Raw genomic sequence first — 16,284 nt, 5'->3', positions numbered from 1 at the left:
CGACCAGCCCCCACCGGCCCGCAGCAGACGTACAACACGCGTCGTACCCCTGCTACGGAATCCTCAAATCAACCTCTGAACATGGGTCAAGGGGCTTCAACTCGACCCCGCCCCGGGCACATTCTCTACACGTGGGGCCCGTCGGCACGGGGGCGTGGGGCCACACGACGGGGGACGGCATCGGGGGAGCCGGTCACGGGAAAGGGCGGTTCCACCAACACGGTGGGACCGCCCTTCAGTTGTGCCCGGTGTCAGACCCTGAGCGGCCTGATCGACGTCGGCGCGTGGCCGGGCTCCGTCGCGATCTCCTCGAACTCCACGACGTTGCCGATGTCGTTGGTCGTCGACATGGAGATGTTGGTGACGCGTTCCAGGATGGCCTCGACGACGACCGGGACCCGGAACTCGGCGGCGAGCTTCTTGGCCTGCTCGAAGGCGGTGCCGAGTTCGGCCGGGTCGGTCACCCGGATCGCCTTGCAGCCAAGACCCTCGACGACCTTGACGTGGTCGACGCCGTAGAGGCCCAGTTCCGGGGAGTTGATGTTCTCGAACTCCAGGTTGACCTGGAAGTCGATGTCGAAGGCGCGCTGGGCCTGGCGGATCAGACCGAGGTAGGAGTTGTTCACGAGGACGTGGATGTACGGGATCCGGTGCTGGGCTCCGACGGCCAGCTCCTCGATCATGAACTGGAAGTCGTAGTCGCCGGAGAGGGCCACGACCTGTGCCTCAGGGTCGGCCCTGGCGACGCCCAGCGCGGCCGGGATCGTCCAGCCGAGCGGGCCCGCCTGACCGCAGTTGATCCAGTGGCGGGGCCTGAAGACGTGCAGCATCTGCGCGCCGGCGATCTGGGAGAGGCCGATCGTGGAGACGTACCGGGTCTCCGGGCCGAAGGCCCTGTTCATCTCCTCGTAGACGCGCTGCGGCTTGATCGGGATGTCGTCGAAGTGCGTACGGCGCTGGAGGGTCGCCTTCCTCTCCTGCGCCGAGGCCGCCCACGCCGAGCGGTCGGGGAGCCGGCCCGCCTCCTTCAACTCCCGTGCCACCTCGACGAAGAGAGCCAGGGCGGCCTTGGCGTCGGAGGCGATGCCGTAGTCCGGTGCGAAGATCCTGCCGATCTGGGTGGGCTCGACGTCGACGTGGACGAACGTCCGGCCGGCCGTGTAGACGTCCAGCTTGCCGGTGTGCCGGTTGGCCCAGCGGTTGCCGATGCCGAGGACGAAGTCGGACTCCAGGAAGGTCGCGTTGCCGTAGCGGTGCGAGGTCTGCAGGCCGACCATGCCGGCGTTCAGCTCGTGGTCGTCGGGCAGGACGCCCCAGCCCATGAGGGTCGGGACGACCGGGATACCGGTCAACTCGGCGAACTCGACGAGGAGTTCGGCGGCGTCGGCGTTGATGACACCGCCGCCGGCGACGATCAGCGGGCGTGCGGACTCGTTGAGGAGACCGAGCGCCTTCTCGATCTGCGCGCGGGTCGCGGCCGGCTTGTAGACCGGCAGGGGTGCGTACGTCTCCGGGTCGAACTCGATCTCCGTCAGCTGGACGTCGATCGGCAGGTCGATCAGGACCGGGCCCGGGCGGCCGGAGCGCATGAGATGGAAGGCCTGCTGGAAGACGCCGGGGACCTGGGCCGCCTCCAGGACGGTGACGGCCATCTTGGTCACCGGTCCCGCGATGGAGGCGATGTCGACGGCCTGGAAGTCCTCCTTGTGGATCACGGCGGTCGGGGCCTGGCCCGTGATGCACAGGATCGGGACGGAGTCGCCGGTCGCGGAGTAGAGCCCGGTGATCATGTCGGTGCCGGCGGGTCCCGAGGTGCCGATGCAGACGCCGATGTTGCCCGGGTGGGTGCGGGTGTAGCCCTCGGCCATGTGCGAGGCGCCCTCGACGTGGCGGGCGAGGGTGTGGTGGATGCCCCCGGATGTCTTGAGCGCCGCGTAGAAGGGGTTGATCGCCGCGCCGGGGACACCGAACGCGTCGGTGACGCCCTCACGCTTGAGGATCTCAACTGCCGCGCGGGCAGCGGTCATTCGAGCCATCGAGTACTCCTGCTTCGACTGTCGGATGCGTACTCCCGTCGCGCCCCGCGGCAGATGCTTCCGTAATGCGGAATATGTTTTCTGCTATCTGGAAGTAATGTAGGTGGAGGGGTGAAGACCGTCAAGAGGCGGACAACCGGGCACGCTCTGGAGGACGATGAGGCCATGTCCGAGAGCGTGTCGGTGCGCTGTCCGGTCTGCCGGTGCGAGCACCTGTACGCGGCGCCGTCGTACCCGTGCGAGTGCGGCGCCCCGGTCCATCCGCCGCTGGACCGGCACGGCACGCCCACGGCCGTCGCCCACCAGGTGTGGGACGAGGCGTGGGTGAGCGTGGAGTGCGCGGTCTGCGGCCGCAGCGCGCAGTGGCCGCAGCCGGAGCTGGGCTGTGCCTGCGGGACGGTCCTGCGGATCCCGCTGACCGACGGCACGGGTCCGGGCCCGCAGGCGGAGCCGGCCGCGCCCACCGCCGCGCCCCCGCGCCGCGCCTTCCAGCCGATCACGATCCGCACCGCGCGCGACGCGGTCACCGTCGCCGCGCTGTATCTGCGCTGGCTCGGCTACCAGGACATCCGGCGCGCGGACCAGCGGCCCCCGTCCGGCATCGGCCTCGCCGCGCGCGGCCTGCTCGCCCAGGTGGATCCGACCGTACGGCCGGCCTCCCCGCGGGACGTGGAGTGCCTGTGGCTGACGGCCATGACGGAGTCCGCGCACTGCGTGTACTTCTCCCTGGCCGGCTACACCACCGAGGCCCGCACCCGCGCCGACTCCCTCGGCGTCCCCCTGTTCGTCCTGGACCTGACGGGCACCCCGCAGCCGGTGAACGGCCTGGCGGACGAACTCGGCGCGTAGGCCTCCGGCGGGGTGGGCGGGCACCCCCGTGGAGCAACCCTGAGCTTGGCCGGACGACATGTCACAAACACCGGGCGGGCCGTGTGCACAGGCCACCCCGCTGGTTGCACCCACGCCTGAGCAGACACCCGGCCGTCAGCGACTCGGGCCCGCGCAGGGGCCGATTCCCACGCCGAGCCGGGCGGGGGGATCGGCCCGAAGAAGGCGGCGGTCCGGACAGGCGCACCCCACCAGGTGCAGACACCGCCGGCCGTCAGCGACTAGGACCCACGCCGGGGCCGATCCGTCCGCCGAGCCGGGGCAAGGCCGGGCGGGGCCGGAACGGTCCGGACAGGCGCACCCCACCGGGTGGACCCACGTCCGGACAGACACCGCCAACCGTCAGCGACTCGGACCCACGCTGGGGCCGATCCCCCCGCCGAGCAGGGTCCAGCCGCTGACGGACTGTCGGGCGATCGGAGCAGACCCGCGTCCAGGCAGACACCGCCCGTCCCCCGCACCTCGGCCCACGCCGGGGCCAGAGGCCTCCCCACACCGCGCCGGGCCCGGCAGCACCGCACCGCCCCGGGCCGCCTACCCCTCCGCGTACGTCTCCCGCAGTTCGATCTTGCGGACCTTGCCGGAGACCGTCATGGGGAAGGCGTCCAGGATGCGGAGGCGGCTCGGGATCTTGTAGTGGGCCAGCCTTCCCTCGCAGTGGGCGCGCAGTTCCTCAAGGGTCGGCGGGTCGGCCGGGTCCCGCGGGATGACGCAGGCCAGTACCTCCTCGCCGTAGCGCTCGTGCGGCACCCCGACGACCTGGACGTCCGCGATCTTCGAGTGGCCGTAGAGGAACTCCTCGATCTCGCGCGGGTAGATGTTCTCGCCGCCCCGGATGATCATGTCCTTGATGCGGCCGACGATCTCGACGTACCCGTCCTCCCGCATCGTCGCCAGGTCGCCGGTGTGCATCCAGCGCCCGGCGTCGACGGCCTCCGCGGTCTTCTCCGGCTCGTTCCAGTAGCCGAGCATCACGCTGTAGCCGCGGGTGCACAACTCCCCCGCGCTGCCCCGGGGTTGGGTGACCCCGGTCGCGGGGTCGACGACCTTGACCTCGATGTGCGGCAGGACGCGGCCGACCGTGCCGGTGCGGTGTTCCAGGTCGTCGTCCCTGCGGGTCTGCAGGGACACCGGGGACGTCTCGGTCATGCCGTAGCAGATGGAGACCTCCGCCATGTGCATCTCGGCGACCACCCGCTTCATCACCTCCACCGGGCACGGCGAGCCCGCCATGATGCCGGTGCGCAGGGAGGAGAGGTCGTACGTCGCGAAGTCGGGGAGGTTCAGCTCCGCGATGAACATGGTCGGGACGCCGTAGAGCGAGGTGCAGCGCTCCTGCTGGACCGCGCGCAGGGTGGCGGCGGGGTCGAAGGACGGGGCCGGGATGACCATGCAGGCGCCGTGCGAGGTGGCGGCGAGGTTGCCCATGACCATGCCGAAGCAGTGGTAGAAGGGCACCGGGATGCACACCCGGTCCTGCTCGGCGTAGGCGATCAACTCACCCACGAAGTAACCGTTGTTGAGGATGTTGTGGTGGGAGAGGGTGGCCCCCTTGGGGAAGCCGGTCGTGCCCGAGGTGTACTGGATGTTGATCGGGTCGTCGCAGGACAGTTCCGGGTACGCCGCGGCACGGCCCCCGCGCTCCAGCAGCGCCTCCCAGCTCGGGTCGCCGAAGTAGACGACCTGCCGCAACTCGTGGCACCTGCCGCGCACTTCGTCGACCATCGCCCGGTAGTCGCTCGTCTTGTGACGGAGCGAGGCGAACAACAGGGAGACGCCCGCCTGCTTGAGGACGTACTCCACCTCGTGCGTGCGGTACGCCGGGTTGATGTTCACCATGATCGCGCCGATGCGGGCGGTGGCGTACTGGACCAGCACCCACTCGGGGCAGTTGACCGCCCAGATCCCCACCCGGTCGCCCTTGGTGACCCCGCTGCCCATCAGGGCCCGCGCCAACTCGTCGACGTCCGAGCCGAATTGCGCGTACGTCCAGCGACGCCCCGAAGGCACGTCCACGAGGGCCTCGCGGCCCGGCCAGGTGGCCACCGCCCGGTCCAGGTTGGCCCCGATCGTGTCGCCGAGGAGTGCGGTCCCGCCCGTCCCATGCGTGTACGAGGTCACCGGAAGTCCTCCTCGCGGTACTCGGCGGCCGACCCGGCCGCCGTCGCCTCACGCAGCTCGATCCGCCGGATCTTGCCGGAGACGGTCTTGGGCAGGTCGGCGAACTCCAGCCGCCGGATCCGCTTGTACGGTGCCAGCACCTCCCGCGAGTGCTCGAACAGCACCTTGGCCGTGTCGGGGCCCGGCTCCCAGCCCTCCGCGAGGACGACGTACGCCTTGGGCACCGCGAGCCGCAGTTCGTCCGGCGCGGGCACGACGGCCGCCTCGGCCACCGCCTCGTGCTCCAGCAGGGCGCTCTCCAGCTCGAACGGGGAGATCTTGTAGTCGGAGGCCTTGAAGACGTCGTCACTGCGCCCGATGTACGTCAGGTAGCCGTCCTCGTCCCGCGACGCAACGTCCCCGGTGCGGTAGTACCCGCCGGCCATCGCCTCCGTCGTACGGTCCGGGTCGCCGTGGTAGCCGGTCATCAGGCCGACGGGCCGGGCGGTCAGGTCCAGCGCGATCTCACCCTCGCGGGCGCCCGGGGCTCCCGTCACGGGGTCCAGCAGTTCGACCCGGTAACCGGGGCTCGGCCGGCCCATCGAACCGGTCTTCAGCACCTGTCCCGGGCTGTTGGAGACCTGAACGGCCGTCTCCGTCTGTCCGAAGCCGTCCCGGATGGTCACGCCCCAGGCGCGCCGGACCTGTTCGATCACCTCGGGGTTCAGGGGTTCCCCGGCGGCGACCACCTCGCGCGGCGGTGTGCGCAGCTGGGTCAGGTCGGCCTGGATGAGCATGCGCCACACGGTCGGCGGGGCGCAGAACGTCGTCACGCCCGCGCGGTCCATCTCCGCGGTCAGCCGGGCCGCGTCGAAGCGGGTGTAGTTGTGGATGAAGACGGTCGCCTCCGCGTTCCACGGCGCGAACAGGTTCGACCAGGCGTGCTTGGCCCAGCCGGGCGAGGAGATGTTCAGGTGCACGTCGCCGGGCCTGAGACCGATCCAGTACATGGTGGCGAGGTGCCCGATCGGATACGACGTGTGCGTGTGCTCGACGAGCTTGGGGCGGGCCGTCGTACCGGAGGTGAAGTACAGCATCAGCGGGTCGTCGGCGAGGGTGGGGCCGTCGGGGAGGAACTGCCCGGAGGCCGCGTACGCGTCCTCGTAGGGCTGCCAGCCCTCCGGTACGCCGCCGACCGCGGTGCGCGTGTAGCCGCCGGGCACCTCGTCGAACTTGCCGGCGTCCTCGGCCCGCGTCAGCACGTGCCGCACCCGGCCGCGCTCGACGCGGTCGCGCAGGTCGGCGGGGCCGAGCAGCGGCGTCGCCGGGATGACGACGGCGCGCAGCTTCATGGCCGCGAGGGCCGTCTCCCACAGCTCGGTCTGGTTGCCCAGCATGACGAGGATCCGGTCCTCGGCCTGCACCCCGCGCTCGCGCAGCAGGTTGGCGACCCGGTTGGAGCGTTCGGCCAGCTGGGCGAAGGACAGCCGGACCTCGCTGCCGTCCTCCTCGACGATGTGCAGGGCGGTGCGGTCGTTGCCCTCGGCGATGACGTCGAACCAGTCGAGCGCCCAGTTGAAGTGCTGCGGGCGGGGCCAGGCGAAGCCCTCGTACGCCGTGGCGTAGTCCTCGCGGTGCTCCAGCAGAAAGTCCCGTGCCCTGCGGAAGTCCTCCGTGGCCGTCATCTGTCGTCCTCCTTGGTGCCGGACCATTGCCGGGCGGCTCTCTGCCATCGTGTAATCCGTGATGCAGGTCTCACTACCCCCGAACGGGGGTGTGTGCCGCAGCGAAGGGACGAACAGGTGACGGTGGATGCGGCCGGTGCGGTGGAGATCCGGCGTGCTCTCGCGCGGCTGCGACGCACGACGGGCCTTCCGGTGGCCTTCGGCGGCCTGGTCGAGCCGGGCCGCCCGCGGATGCGGATCAGCGAGCTGAGCGGCACGGCGACGGCGTCGCTCCTCTCGCTCGCGGTGACCTCGGGCTACGGCCTGGGCGGCAAGGCGGTCGCGCTGGCCCGTCCGTGCGCCGTGGCGGACTACTCCTTGTCCCGGCAGATCAGCCACGAGTACGACGCCCCGGTCGCCGCCGAGGGCCTGCGGTCGGTGCTGGCCGTGCCGGTGGTGGTCCGGCGGCGGGTGCGCGGCGTGCTGTACGGCGCCCTGCGCGACGCCCGGCCGCTGGGCGACCGCATGCTGACGGCGGCGGTGGACGCGGCACGGGACGTGGAGCAGGCACTGGCCGTCGGCGACGCGGCGCGGGAGGTGCTGGTGGCGGCCCGGGCCGAGCCGCGGCCGGGTGACACCGCCGCCTGGGAGCAGGTCCGGGAGGCGCACGCGGCGCTGCGGACGCTGGCCGCGCGGGTCACCGACACCGCGCTCAGGACCGAGCTGCTGGACGCGTGCGCGCTGCTGTCGCCGGCGCCGCCGGCCCCGAAGAGCGTCGCTCTGGCACCGCGTGAGCTGGACGTGCTGGCCTGGGTGGCGGCGGGGGCGACGAACGCGGTGGCCGCGGGCAGGCTGGGCGTGAGTGCCGAGACCGTCAAGGCGTACCTGCGGTCGGCCATGCGGAAACTGGGCGCCGGGACCCGGGGCGAGGCGGTGGCCGCCGCACGTCGGGCGGGACTGCTCCCGTAACATTCGTAGACATTTCATTCATTCGCGAGCGCTTTGAATTTCTCCATGCGGAACCGGTTGTTATCTCCCTCACCACGACTTCCCGCCGAATTTCAAGGCACCCTGCCTAATATTGGCCCGGACACGACACAGGGAGGGGAGCGGTGACCGTGGCACGCGACTTCCAGGAGCCCGCGAGGAGCCGCCCCGACCTGCTCATCGGCCGGGACGAACTGTTCAACCAGGCCAGTGCGCAGCTGGCCCGCGGCGGCAGCGTGCTGCTGCACGGCCCGGCCGGAATAGGAAAGTCGACCGTCCTGCGGGCGCTGGCCACGGAAAGCGGCGGCGCGGCGCGGACCGTGTTGCGCTGCTCGGCCACCGAGTCGGAATCCCATCTCCCCTTCCTGGCCCTCGCCGACCTGTTCGGCCTCGTCCTGGACGACGTCTCCGACAAGCTGCCCGCCGCCCAGCGCACCGCGCTCGAGTCGGCGCTGACCGGGCGCGGCGAGTCCACCCTCCAGCGCGACGGCCTCGCCCTGCGGCTCGCCGTGCTGTCCGCCCTGCGCGCCCTCGCCGCCGAGGGGCCCGTCCTGATCGTCGCCGACGACGTGCAGTGGCTGGATCCCGCGAGCCTGGAGCTGCTCGGTTTCGCCGCCCGCCGGCTCGGCGACATCCCTGTGCGGATGCTGTGCGCGGTCCGGACCGACGGCCCCGAGTACGACCGCCATCTACGCGCGTTGCCCCCGGACAGTCTCGCCGTCCGCTTCAACCCGCTCACCCGCGCCCAGGTCGCCTCGCTGCTCGACCACCGCGGCTACACCGGCCTCCAGCGCTCCACCGTCCGGGACATCCACCGCACCAGCGGCGGCAACCCGTTCTACGCCCTGGAACTCGGCCGCGCGCTCAGCGAGAACCCGACCCCGCCCCGCCCCGGCGAGCCGCTGCCGGTACCCACCTCGCTGCGGGCCCTGGTGCTGAGCCGCCTGGAGATGCTGTCCGCGGACGCCCGGCGCACCCTCCTGGTGGCGAGCGCGGGCGCCCGCCCCACCCCGGCCCTGCTGCACGCGGCCGGCCGCAGGGACGCCGAGGCCGAGATGACCCAGGCGGCCGCGCTGGGCCTGCTCGCGACGGAGGCCGAGGGGCCCGCCGTACGCTTCGCACATCCGCTGATCTCGGCCGCGCTGTACGCGGAGGCACCCGCGCAGGAACGGCGGGACGCGCACCGGGCGCTGTCCACGGCCGCCTCCGACCCCATCGAGCGGGCCCGCCACCTGGCCCTGGCGACCACGGGCACCGACCCGTTGGTGGCCGCACGGCTCGCCGAGGCCGCGGCCCTGGCCCGGGACCGGGGCGCACCCTCGATGGCCGCCTCGCTGGGGCTGCTGTCCGCCCGGCACACCCCGGCCGACAGCGCGCCCGCTCCCGACGAACGCCGGCTGACCGCGGCCGAGGACGCGATCACCGCCGGAGAACTGGACCTCGCCCGGGACATCGCCCGGGACGTGCTCACCCGGGCGACCGTGCCCGCGGACCGGGTACGGGCCTGGATCACCGTGATCGACACAGCGGGCCACGCCATGACGGAGGTCGACGCGGTCTTCCCGCAGGCCCTGGCCGACGCGGGCGACGACCCCGGACTGCTCGCCCTGATCCGCTACCAGCTGGCCTGGCGGGCCCTGCTCGTCGAGGGCGACTTCGACGAGGCCCGTGAGGAGGCCGCCCGCTCGGCGGCACTGGCCGCGCAGGGCGGCGACCGGTACAACGAGCTGATGGCGCTGTCCTTCCAGGCCCAGATCGAGACCCTGATGGGCCATCCGGACGCCCCCGCGACCATCAAGCGCGCCCTGAAGGAGCCTCAGGACCCCCGGGTGGCCTGCCATCACAACGGCGCCGGCTACTCCCGCTTCCGCTGGCTCATCATGAGCGATCAGCTGTCCGAGGCCCGCGCGACGGTCACCGCGCTGCTGCGCGAGGTGCGGCGGCGCGGTTCGGTCGAGAGCGAGGTGCACTTCCTGCGCGGGGTCGCCGAGACCGAGCTGCGTTCCGGGCACTGCGGGCGGGCGCTCGACCTGGCCAGGGAGAGCCTGATGATGGCCCGGGACACCGGGATCGGCGAGGTGGCCTCGGCCGTGCTCGCCTCCATCGCGGAGGCCTCGGGCGGCAGTGTGGAGCGGGCCCTCGAACTGGCCCGGGAGGCGGTCGACCACGCCGAGGAGAACGGCGACCAGATGTACGAGTCCCGGGGCCTGGCCGTCCTCGGGTACGCGCAGCTCGTCGCCGGGGACGCACCGGGCGCGGTGCGTTCGCTGCGCCGGGTGCGGGAGCTGGAGCACGGGCTCGGCATCACCGACCCGGCGCGCGGACGCTGGCAGGGCGACCTCGCCGAGGCCCTCGTGCGGATCGGGGAGACCGGGGAGGCGCAGGACGTCATCGACGAGACGCGGGTGAACGCGCTCAGGCTGGGCCGGGAGAGCGTGCTCGCCGTTCTGGACCGGGCCGAGGCCCTGGTGCGCGCGCAGCGCGGTGAACACGACGCGGCACTGGTCCAGTTGACCTCGGTGCAGGATCGTCTCGCAAAGCTGGGGTACGGCCTGGAGGAGGCGCGCGCCGCCTTCGCCCTGGCCCAGTTGCGCACCCGACGGCCCGGTCCGACGTCGTACGACGAGTCGGCCCGCCTCTTCAGGCGCTGCCGGGCGCTGCCCTGGCTGCGTCAGGTGGAGGCGGCGGCGCTGGCCCGTCCGGAGGAACCGGTGCCCGTCATCGCCGCCGCGCCGGACGGCCTGGACAGTCTCGAAGGGCTCGCCTCGATGGAGCGTCAGGTGGCCGCGCTCGTCATGGAGGGCGCCACCAACCGGGAGATCGCCGCACGGCTGTTCATCAGCGTCAAGACGGTCGAGGCGACCCTCACGAGGGTGTACCGGAAGTTGGGGATCCGATCCCGGGTCGACATCGTCAGACTGGCGGCAGGGCGCCGAACGCCGTGAGAGCCGCCCCGGTCTGCCGCCCCTGGGGGGAATCCGAGGGCCGACCGAGGGTTTTCCCTGCCCAACTCCCTTAGGGGGTTCCCTCATTGGGAAGGGGAACTTCCGCGTTCTAGCTTATGAACGTGCCGCTCGCTCGGGCATACGGGGGTCGGTCCCGCGACCCCCGTGTACCACCCCCACGCACCCGCGCGACCCCCACCGGCAACCCTGAGGAGACTCAACCGATGTTCGGTCTCACCCGTGCGAGAAAGGCGGCCGCCGTCACCATGGCGACCGCCGCTGCCGCCGCCACCGCGTTGCTCAGCGCCCCCACCGCTGTCGCCGCCCCCCAGCCCATCGTCGGCGGTACGACGACGACCACGACCTCCTACCCGTTCGTCATGCAGATCACGGACGCCTCGCAGAACCAGTTCTGCGGCGGCACCCTGGTCTCCGCCACCAAGGTCGTCACCGCGGCCCACTGCATGGTCGGCGAGACCACCAGCAGTGTGCGAGTCGTCGGCGGCCGCACCTACCTCAACGGTACGAACGGCACCGTCAGCAAGGTCAGCAAGATCTGGATCAACCCGAGCTACACGGACGCCACCAACGGCGACGACGTGGCCGTCCTGACCCTGTCGACGTCGATGCCGTACACCACGGCGTCGTACGTCTCCTCGTCCCAGACCAGCGTGTACGCGGCCGGCACCACGGCCCGCATCCTCGGCTGGGGCACCACCTCGGAGAGCGGAAGCTCCTCCAACCAGCTGCGGACCGCGACCGTGCCGATCGTGTCCAACTCCAGCTGTGCCAGTTCCTACGGTTCCGACTTCGTCGCGACCGACATGGTTTGCGCCGGATACACATCCGGCGGCGTAGACACCTGCCAGGGCGACAGCGGCGGTCCCCTGCTCATCGGGGGCGTCCTGGCAGGGATCACTTCATGGGGAGAGGGGTGTGCGGAGGCGGGTTACCCGGGTGTCTACACCCGGCTGACCACCTTCTCCAGCCTCGTGACCGCGCAGGTCAACTCGTAGGTCCCCAGTAGTTCTCCTGAGCGTCCCACCAGCGCTCGGGTGAGAAGCAAGGGGGCGTTGCGGGCCTCCACGAGCGGCCCGCAGCGCCCCCTGTCCATGTGTGCGATCCGTGTTTGAATGACCGCCATGGTGTCCACGGACCGTGTCGCCGCCTTCGCGGCGATGTCCTTGCTGGTGATCGTGATCCCGGGACCGAGCGTGCTGTTCGTGATCGGACGGGCCCTCGCGCACGGCCGCCGTACCGCGGTGGCGACCGCCCTCGGCAACGTCCTCGGCTCGTACCTGCTGGTCGTGGCCGTCGCGGTCGGGATCGGTTCGCTCGTGGAGCGGTCGGTGGCCGTCTACCTGGCGGTGAAACTGGCGGGCGCCGCCTATCTGGTCCTCCTCGGGGTGCAGGCCTTCCGGCACCGCAAGGAGTTGAAGGCGTCCACGCTCACCGCGGAGCCCACGGGACCGGCGCGCGGAGACCTGCGGACCGTCCTCGACGGCGCCCTGGTCGGCGTCACCAACCCGAAGGGCGTCGTCTTCTTCGCGGCCGTACTCCCCCAGTTCGTCGACCACTCGGCGGGACACGTACCGGCGCAGATGCTGCTGCTCGGCCTGGTCCCCATCACCATCGGCCTGGTCACGGACACCCTGTGGGGCCTGACCGCCTCGGCCGCCCGCACCTGGTTCGCCCGCTCCGACCGCCGCCTGTCGACGATCGGCGGCGTGGGCGGGTTCACGATGATCGGCCTCGGGCTGACGGTGGCGGTGACGGGACGCGCGGACTGAGCCTCCGTCAGCCGGTCACTTCCCTGCGACGGTCCCGAACCGGATGTCGTACGGCGTCCCCGGGTGCAGCGTGCGCAGCATCCGCTCCCCCTCTTCCACGACGTCCGCCCGCTGGGCCCTGGTGAGCCGGCCGAAGGGCTCGACGACGAGCGCACCCGGCTCCAGCCGCCACACGCCCGCGAGGAAGCCGTCGACGAGGAGCGTGCAGTGGGCCTGGTTGCCCTGCCAGCTGCGGCCCCAGTACTCCGGGGGCACCACGCGGGTGCGGTCGGCGTGGGAGAGCAGCAGGTTGTCGAACTCCGGCAGGAAGCGCGGCGGGGCCGGGGTGTCCTCGGCGGGGCGGGGTGCGTCGGGGAGGTCGAAGAGCTCGACGCCGTTCTGGTCACGGAAGGTCAGCAGCCGCGGCCGTAGCCGCTCGAAGGCCTCGCGGAGCCTGGTCAGACCGGCCCAGGTCTGCATGTCCTTGACGGAGGCGGGGCCGAAGGCCGCGAGGTAGCGCAGGACGACGGCGTCGGGAGTCGGGGGCTCCTGCGCGGGGCGGCCGAGCCAGTGCTCAGCCGTGGTGAGCGCCACCTGGCCGCTCCTGCCCCACAGTCCGCGCGGGGTGACCTGGACGAGCGGCAGCCTGCAGCGGGCGGCGATGGCGAGGGCCTGCGGGTCGGCGTCCGGCCACTCGGTGAGGAGTGCTTCGCGCAGTTGCTTCATGGTGCGCGGCTCGGTCTCGACGAGCTCCTTGGCCAGGGCAGCGAGGCGGTCGAGGTCGACGCCCCGAAGTCCCGTGCGGAAGTTGCCGAGTTCACGGTCGCGGGCGGGCTGCACGAACGGCCGCAGGGTGAGGCAGTCGTCGGCGGTGTGGGTGTGGATGGTCGACCGCATGGTGACGATCCGGACGACCTCGCGGTCGGCCATCAGCCCCGACAGTTCCTCGGGGGCGAAGCCGTCGAGGCGGGCGGCGAGCGCGTGGTACGGCGGTTTGACGTTCTGGGCCTGGAGCCCCAGCAGATGCCCTACGGCGGCCTTCGCGGACAGCGCCGCCCGGCGCAGGAGCAGCTGCCGGTCGAGGGTGGCCCGGTTGAGGGCGCGGGTACCGAGTACGGGGGCCGACACGGTCGTCTTCGTCATGAGGAACACGCTAGAGGTGCTTGCGGACGGGTTCTGTCCGCAACTCCCCACGGAACCCGGTCCGGTTTCCCACCACTACGTCATTTGCCCCGTATACCCTGCTCTGTGATCACGCCGACCTCGGCTCGACCCGAGAGCGAGAGGCAGCCACGATGCCCGAGCGACCCGCCCGCCCCGTCAAGGGTTCCAGGAAGTCCGCCTGGCGCCGCGCCCTGACCCCGCCCACCGCGCCCCCGGCGACTCCGGCACCCGCCGCCGACCAGCCCTCCCCCGAGACGGCCGACCCGGCGAGCATCGTCCAGGCCGCCCTCTACCGCGACGGCGTACGCGTCTCCTCCCCCGCCACCCTCGCGGACACCTTCCGCGAACTGCGCGAACAGCCGGCCGGCATGGCGTGGATCGGCCTGGCCCGCCCCACCGAGAGCGAACTCCTCTCCCTGGCAGCGGAGTTCGACCTGCACCCACTGTCCGTCGAGGACGCGATGGAGGCCCACCAACGGCCCAAACTGGAGCGCTACGGCGACACGCTCTTCGTGGTCCTGCGGGCGGCCCGCTACCTGGACGCCCCAGAGGAGGTCGACTTCGGCGAGCTGCACGTGTTCGTGGGCCCGGACTTCCTCATCACGGTCCGGCACGGCGCGGCCCCGGACCTCTCGGCGGTCCGCCACCGCATGGAGGAGACACCGGAACTGCTCAAGCTCGGCCCCGAGGCCGTCCTCTACGCCATCCTCGACGCCGTGGTCGACGGCTACGCGCCGGTCGTCTCCGGCGTCCAGAACGACATCGACGAGATCGAGACGGAGGTCTTCCGCGGCGACCCGGAGGTCTCCCGTCGCATCTACGAACTCTCCCGCGAAATGGTCGAGTTCCAGCGCGCCACCCGTCCCCTGGTCAGCATGCTGCACGCCCTGATGGCCGGCTTCGCCAAGTACGGCACGGACGAGGAGCTGCAACGCTATCTGCGGGACGTCGCCGACCACGTCACCCACACCAGCGAACGAGTGGACGGCTTCCGCCAGGCCCTCACCGACATCCTCACGGTCAACGCGACCCTGGTGACCCAGCAACAGAACGCGGAGATGCGGGCGTTGGCGGAGGCGGGGTTCGAACAGAACGAGGAGATCAAGAAGATCTCGTCGTGGGCGGCGATCCTGTTCGCTCCGACGCTGGTGGGGACGATCTACGGGATGAACTTCGAGCACATGCCTGAGCTGGCCTGGAGGTTCGGATATCCCTTTGCGATCGGCCTGATGGGGGTGGTCTGCGTCAGTCTGTACGTGATTTTCAAACGGCGGGACTGGCTCTGAGCCCCTCCTGCGGGGCTGAGTTCCTGTGTGGCCTCTGCTTCCGCACCGGTCACGCAACGGGGCGAGCTCTGCCCTGGGGGGTCTCGGGGGAGAAGTGATGCGGGTGATCTCGCCCCTCTGCGCTTACCCGTCCCCATGGGCGGGTTCGGGGTTGCCGGCCTCCGGCGCCTACTGCACATCGCGGCCGGGGGTATCGGCGCCCGGGCCGTCGTTCAGGGCGATGCGGGCGGTGATGCGCTTGCCGCCCGGCTCCCGTCGGATGTCGAGGGCCTGGGCGACGGCCCTGACGATCTCCAGGCCGTGTCGGCCGACGCGGTCAGGGTCGGTGGACTGCACTCCCGGCATGGCGGGGCTGCTGTCCCGGACGCTGATCTCCACCTGGGCGCCCGTGACACGCAGCTCCATGAGGACTGGTCCGGGGGCGTACTTGAGGGCGTTGGTGACCAACTCGCTGACGACGAGCTGGGTCATGCCCACGGGGTGCCCGGAGATGTCCAGGCCGTGCTTGTCCCGGAGCCGGGTGAGGAAGTCGGCGGCGTGGCGCCGGGCCTGGGCGATGCATCCGTCACCTCCGGCCAGGGCGATACTGACTCGCCTCGGGTCGGCATCGCGCTCGGTATACTCGCCGTCCTCGGCCTGCGACCCCACCAGCACCACCCGTCTACTTCCCTTCTTCGCCCGCGAGTGCCCGCCGCATCGTGTGTGCACGCATGCCGTGCGCGATGTTCGGGCATGGTCGACGTGGTCGGCGTATGTGCCCGGCCGGGGTGGTGCGACACAATGGTCCACGGATGCTGCCCCCGGCAGCCCGGGCCGGGAGCGAGGGGCGGTGGCCGACATATCGGGAACTGGCCGACCAGAGCGGCTGTCCATCGCACACTCCACCGTCGACGGCGTCCGTGTGGTGACCCTGCGCGGAGAGATCGACCAAGATGTCAAGGACGCGTTGAACACGGCACTGTTGCCGCCGGACGGCGCTGACGACGGACAGGTGCCTCGCATCGTGGTGGACCTCAGCGACGTGACCTTCCTGGACTCCTCGGGCATCAACGTCTTCGTCCATGTCCACCACCAAGTCAGCACGGCCCGGGGCTGGCTGCGCCTGGCCGCCGCCACGGAGTCGGTGACGCGGGTGGTCCAGCTCGTCGGCCTGGACACCGTCATCGACTGCCACCCCACCGTCGAGCGGGCTCTGCATTCCTGACCTCCGCCCGGGCGTGTGACGCCGGTGCGCCGCCGCGGTCGTTTCCGGTTCCCGGCCCCGTGGCCGCGGCTGTCGCCGAGTCGACCGTCGCGCGGGACCGACCACCTCCACCAAGCGGTGGATCAGTGCTGCAGGTCCGGTCCTGTGTCCTCGGGTCGTTGGTGGTCGCCGTGCCAGTCGAGCATGAGGACGGTGGCGTCGTCCTTGAGGGTGCCGTGGCAGGCGTCGAGGACCGCGGTGG

12 protein-coding genes are annotated in these 16,284 nt (G+C 71.4%); 7 read left to right on the top strand and 5 right to left on the bottom strand.

Features of this window, described 5'->3' with window-relative positions:
• Nucleotides 1-251 precede the first annotated feature (251 nt).
• Nucleotides 252-2,036 carry a glyoxylate carboligase gene (gene gcl / locus ACZ48Z_RS42085; protein ID WP_468741222.1) on the bottom strand — a complete coding sequence of 595 codons (1,785 nt, stop codon included), beginning with the start codon at nucleotides 2,034-2,036 and terminating at the stop codon, nucleotides 252-254.
• 165 nt (nucleotides 2,037-2,201) lie between these two features.
• On the opposite strand from gcl, the gene ACZ48Z_RS42080 reads away from it, so the two are divergent.
• Complete coding sequence (locus ACZ48Z_RS42080; protein ID WP_468741221.1) at nucleotides 2,202-2,885, top strand: hypothetical protein; 684 nt, start codon at nucleotides 2,202-2,204, stop codon at nucleotides 2,883-2,885.
• 573 nt (nucleotides 2,886-3,458) lie between these two features.
• Here the strand turns inward: ACZ48Z_RS42080 and ACZ48Z_RS42075 are convergent.
• Complete coding sequence (locus tag ACZ48Z_RS42075; RefSeq protein WP_468741220.1) at nucleotides 3,459-5,045, bottom strand: AMP-binding protein; 1,587 nt, start codon at nucleotides 5,043-5,045, stop codon at nucleotides 3,459-3,461.
• Nucleotides 5,042-6,709 (bottom strand): AMP-binding protein, encoded by a 1,668-nt coding sequence (locus ACZ48Z_RS42070; protein ID WP_468741219.1) that lies wholly within the window; start codon nucleotides 6,707-6,709, stop codon nucleotides 5,042-5,044. Before ACZ48Z_RS42070 ends, ACZ48Z_RS42075 begins: the two co-directional genes overlap by 4 nt.
• A 117-nt stretch (nucleotides 6,710-6,826) precedes the next feature.
• On the opposite strand from ACZ48Z_RS42070, the gene ACZ48Z_RS42065 reads away from it, so the two are divergent.
• The 4 genes from ACZ48Z_RS42065 to ACZ48Z_RS42050 all read left to right on the top strand — a co-directional run bounded on the left by ACZ48Z_RS42065 (nucleotide 6,827) and on the right by ACZ48Z_RS42050 (nucleotide 12,410).
• Nucleotides 6,827-7,657: a helix-turn-helix transcriptional regulator gene (locus ACZ48Z_RS42065; protein ID WP_468741218.1), complete on the top strand. Its 831-nt coding sequence runs from the start codon at nucleotides 6,827-6,829 to the stop codon at nucleotides 7,655-7,657.
• 143 nt (nucleotides 7,658-7,800) lie between these two features.
• Entirely contained in the window at nucleotides 7,801-10,620 is a 2,820-nt protein-coding gene (locus tag ACZ48Z_RS42060; RefSeq protein ID WP_468741217.1) for a helix-turn-helix transcriptional regulator, read from the top strand.
• Between the two features lie 224 nt (nucleotides 10,621-10,844).
• Nucleotides 10,845-11,636 carry a S1 family peptidase gene (locus ACZ48Z_RS42055; RefSeq protein ID WP_468741216.1) on the top strand — a complete coding sequence of 264 codons (792 nt, stop codon included), beginning with the start codon at nucleotides 10,845-10,847 and terminating at the stop codon, nucleotides 11,634-11,636.
• A gap of 126 nt (nucleotides 11,637-11,762) precedes the next feature.
• Nucleotides 11,763-12,410, top strand: a complete 648-nt coding sequence (locus tag ACZ48Z_RS42050) for a LysE family translocator (protein ID WP_468741215.1) — start codon at nucleotides 11,763-11,765, stop codon at nucleotides 12,408-12,410.
• Between the two features lie 15 nt (nucleotides 12,411-12,425).
• Here the strand turns inward: ACZ48Z_RS42050 and ACZ48Z_RS42045 are convergent, their stop codons facing one another.
• Nucleotides 12,426-13,532: a winged helix DNA-binding domain-containing protein gene (locus ACZ48Z_RS42045; RefSeq protein WP_468741214.1), complete on the bottom strand. Its 1,107-nt coding sequence runs from the start codon at nucleotides 13,530-13,532 to the stop codon at nucleotides 12,426-12,428.
• A 152-nt stretch (nucleotides 13,533-13,684) separates the two neighbouring features.
• On the opposite strand from ACZ48Z_RS42045, the gene ACZ48Z_RS42040 reads away from it, so the two are divergent.
• Nucleotides 13,685-14,839 carry a magnesium and cobalt transport protein CorA gene (locus tag ACZ48Z_RS42040; protein WP_468741213.1) on the top strand — a complete coding sequence of 385 codons (1,155 nt, stop codon included), beginning with the start codon at nucleotides 13,685-13,687 and terminating at the stop codon, nucleotides 14,837-14,839.
• Between the two features lie 168 nt (nucleotides 14,840-15,007).
• Here the strand turns inward: ACZ48Z_RS42040 and ACZ48Z_RS42035 are convergent, their stop codons facing one another.
• Entirely contained in the window at nucleotides 15,008-15,496 is a 489-nt protein-coding gene (locus ACZ48Z_RS42035) for an ATP-binding protein (protein WP_468741212.1), read from the bottom strand.
• A 172-nt stretch (nucleotides 15,497-15,668) separates the two neighbouring features.
• On the opposite strand from ACZ48Z_RS42035, the gene ACZ48Z_RS42030 reads away from it, so the two are divergent.
• Entirely contained in the window at nucleotides 15,669-16,043 is a 375-nt protein-coding gene (locus ACZ48Z_RS42030; RefSeq protein WP_468741211.1) for an STAS domain-containing protein, read from the top strand.
• The last annotated feature ends 241 nt before the right edge of the window (nucleotides 16,044-16,284 follow it).

Source organism: Streptomyces sp. NPDC031225, from assembly GCF_055570355.1.
The sequence above is the reverse complement of the archived record's forward strand: the minus strand, read 5'-3'. Positions and strand labels throughout refer to the sequence as shown.

Excerpts from the sequence above, each read along its gene's own strand:
- ACZ48Z_RS42050 (WP_468741215.1), top strand. The coding sequence starts at position 11,763 with ATGGTGTCCACGGACCGTGTCGCCGCCTTCGCGGCGATGTCCTTGCTG.
- ACZ48Z_RS42045 (WP_468741214.1), bottom strand. The coding sequence starts at position 13,532 with ATGACGAAGACGACCGTGTCGGCCCCCGTACTCGGTACCCGCGCCCTC.
- ACZ48Z_RS42040 (WP_468741213.1), top strand. The coding sequence starts at position 13,685 with ATGCCCGAGCGACCCGCCCGCCCCGTCAAGGGTTCCAGGAAGTCCGCC.
- ACZ48Z_RS42070 (WP_468741219.1), bottom strand. The coding sequence starts at position 6,709 with ATGACGGCCACGGAGGACTTCCGCAGGGCACGGGACTTTCTGCTGGAG.
- gcl (WP_468741222.1), bottom strand. The coding sequence starts at position 2,036 with ATGGCTCGAATGACCGCTGCCCGCGCGGCAGTTGAGATCCTCAAGCGT.
- ACZ48Z_RS42080 (WP_468741221.1), top strand. The coding sequence starts at position 2,202 with ATGTCCGAGAGCGTGTCGGTGCGCTGTCCGGTCTGCCGGTGCGAGCAC.
- ACZ48Z_RS42055 (WP_468741216.1), top strand. The coding sequence starts at position 10,845 with ATGTTCGGTCTCACCCGTGCGAGAAAGGCGGCCGCCGTCACCATGGCG.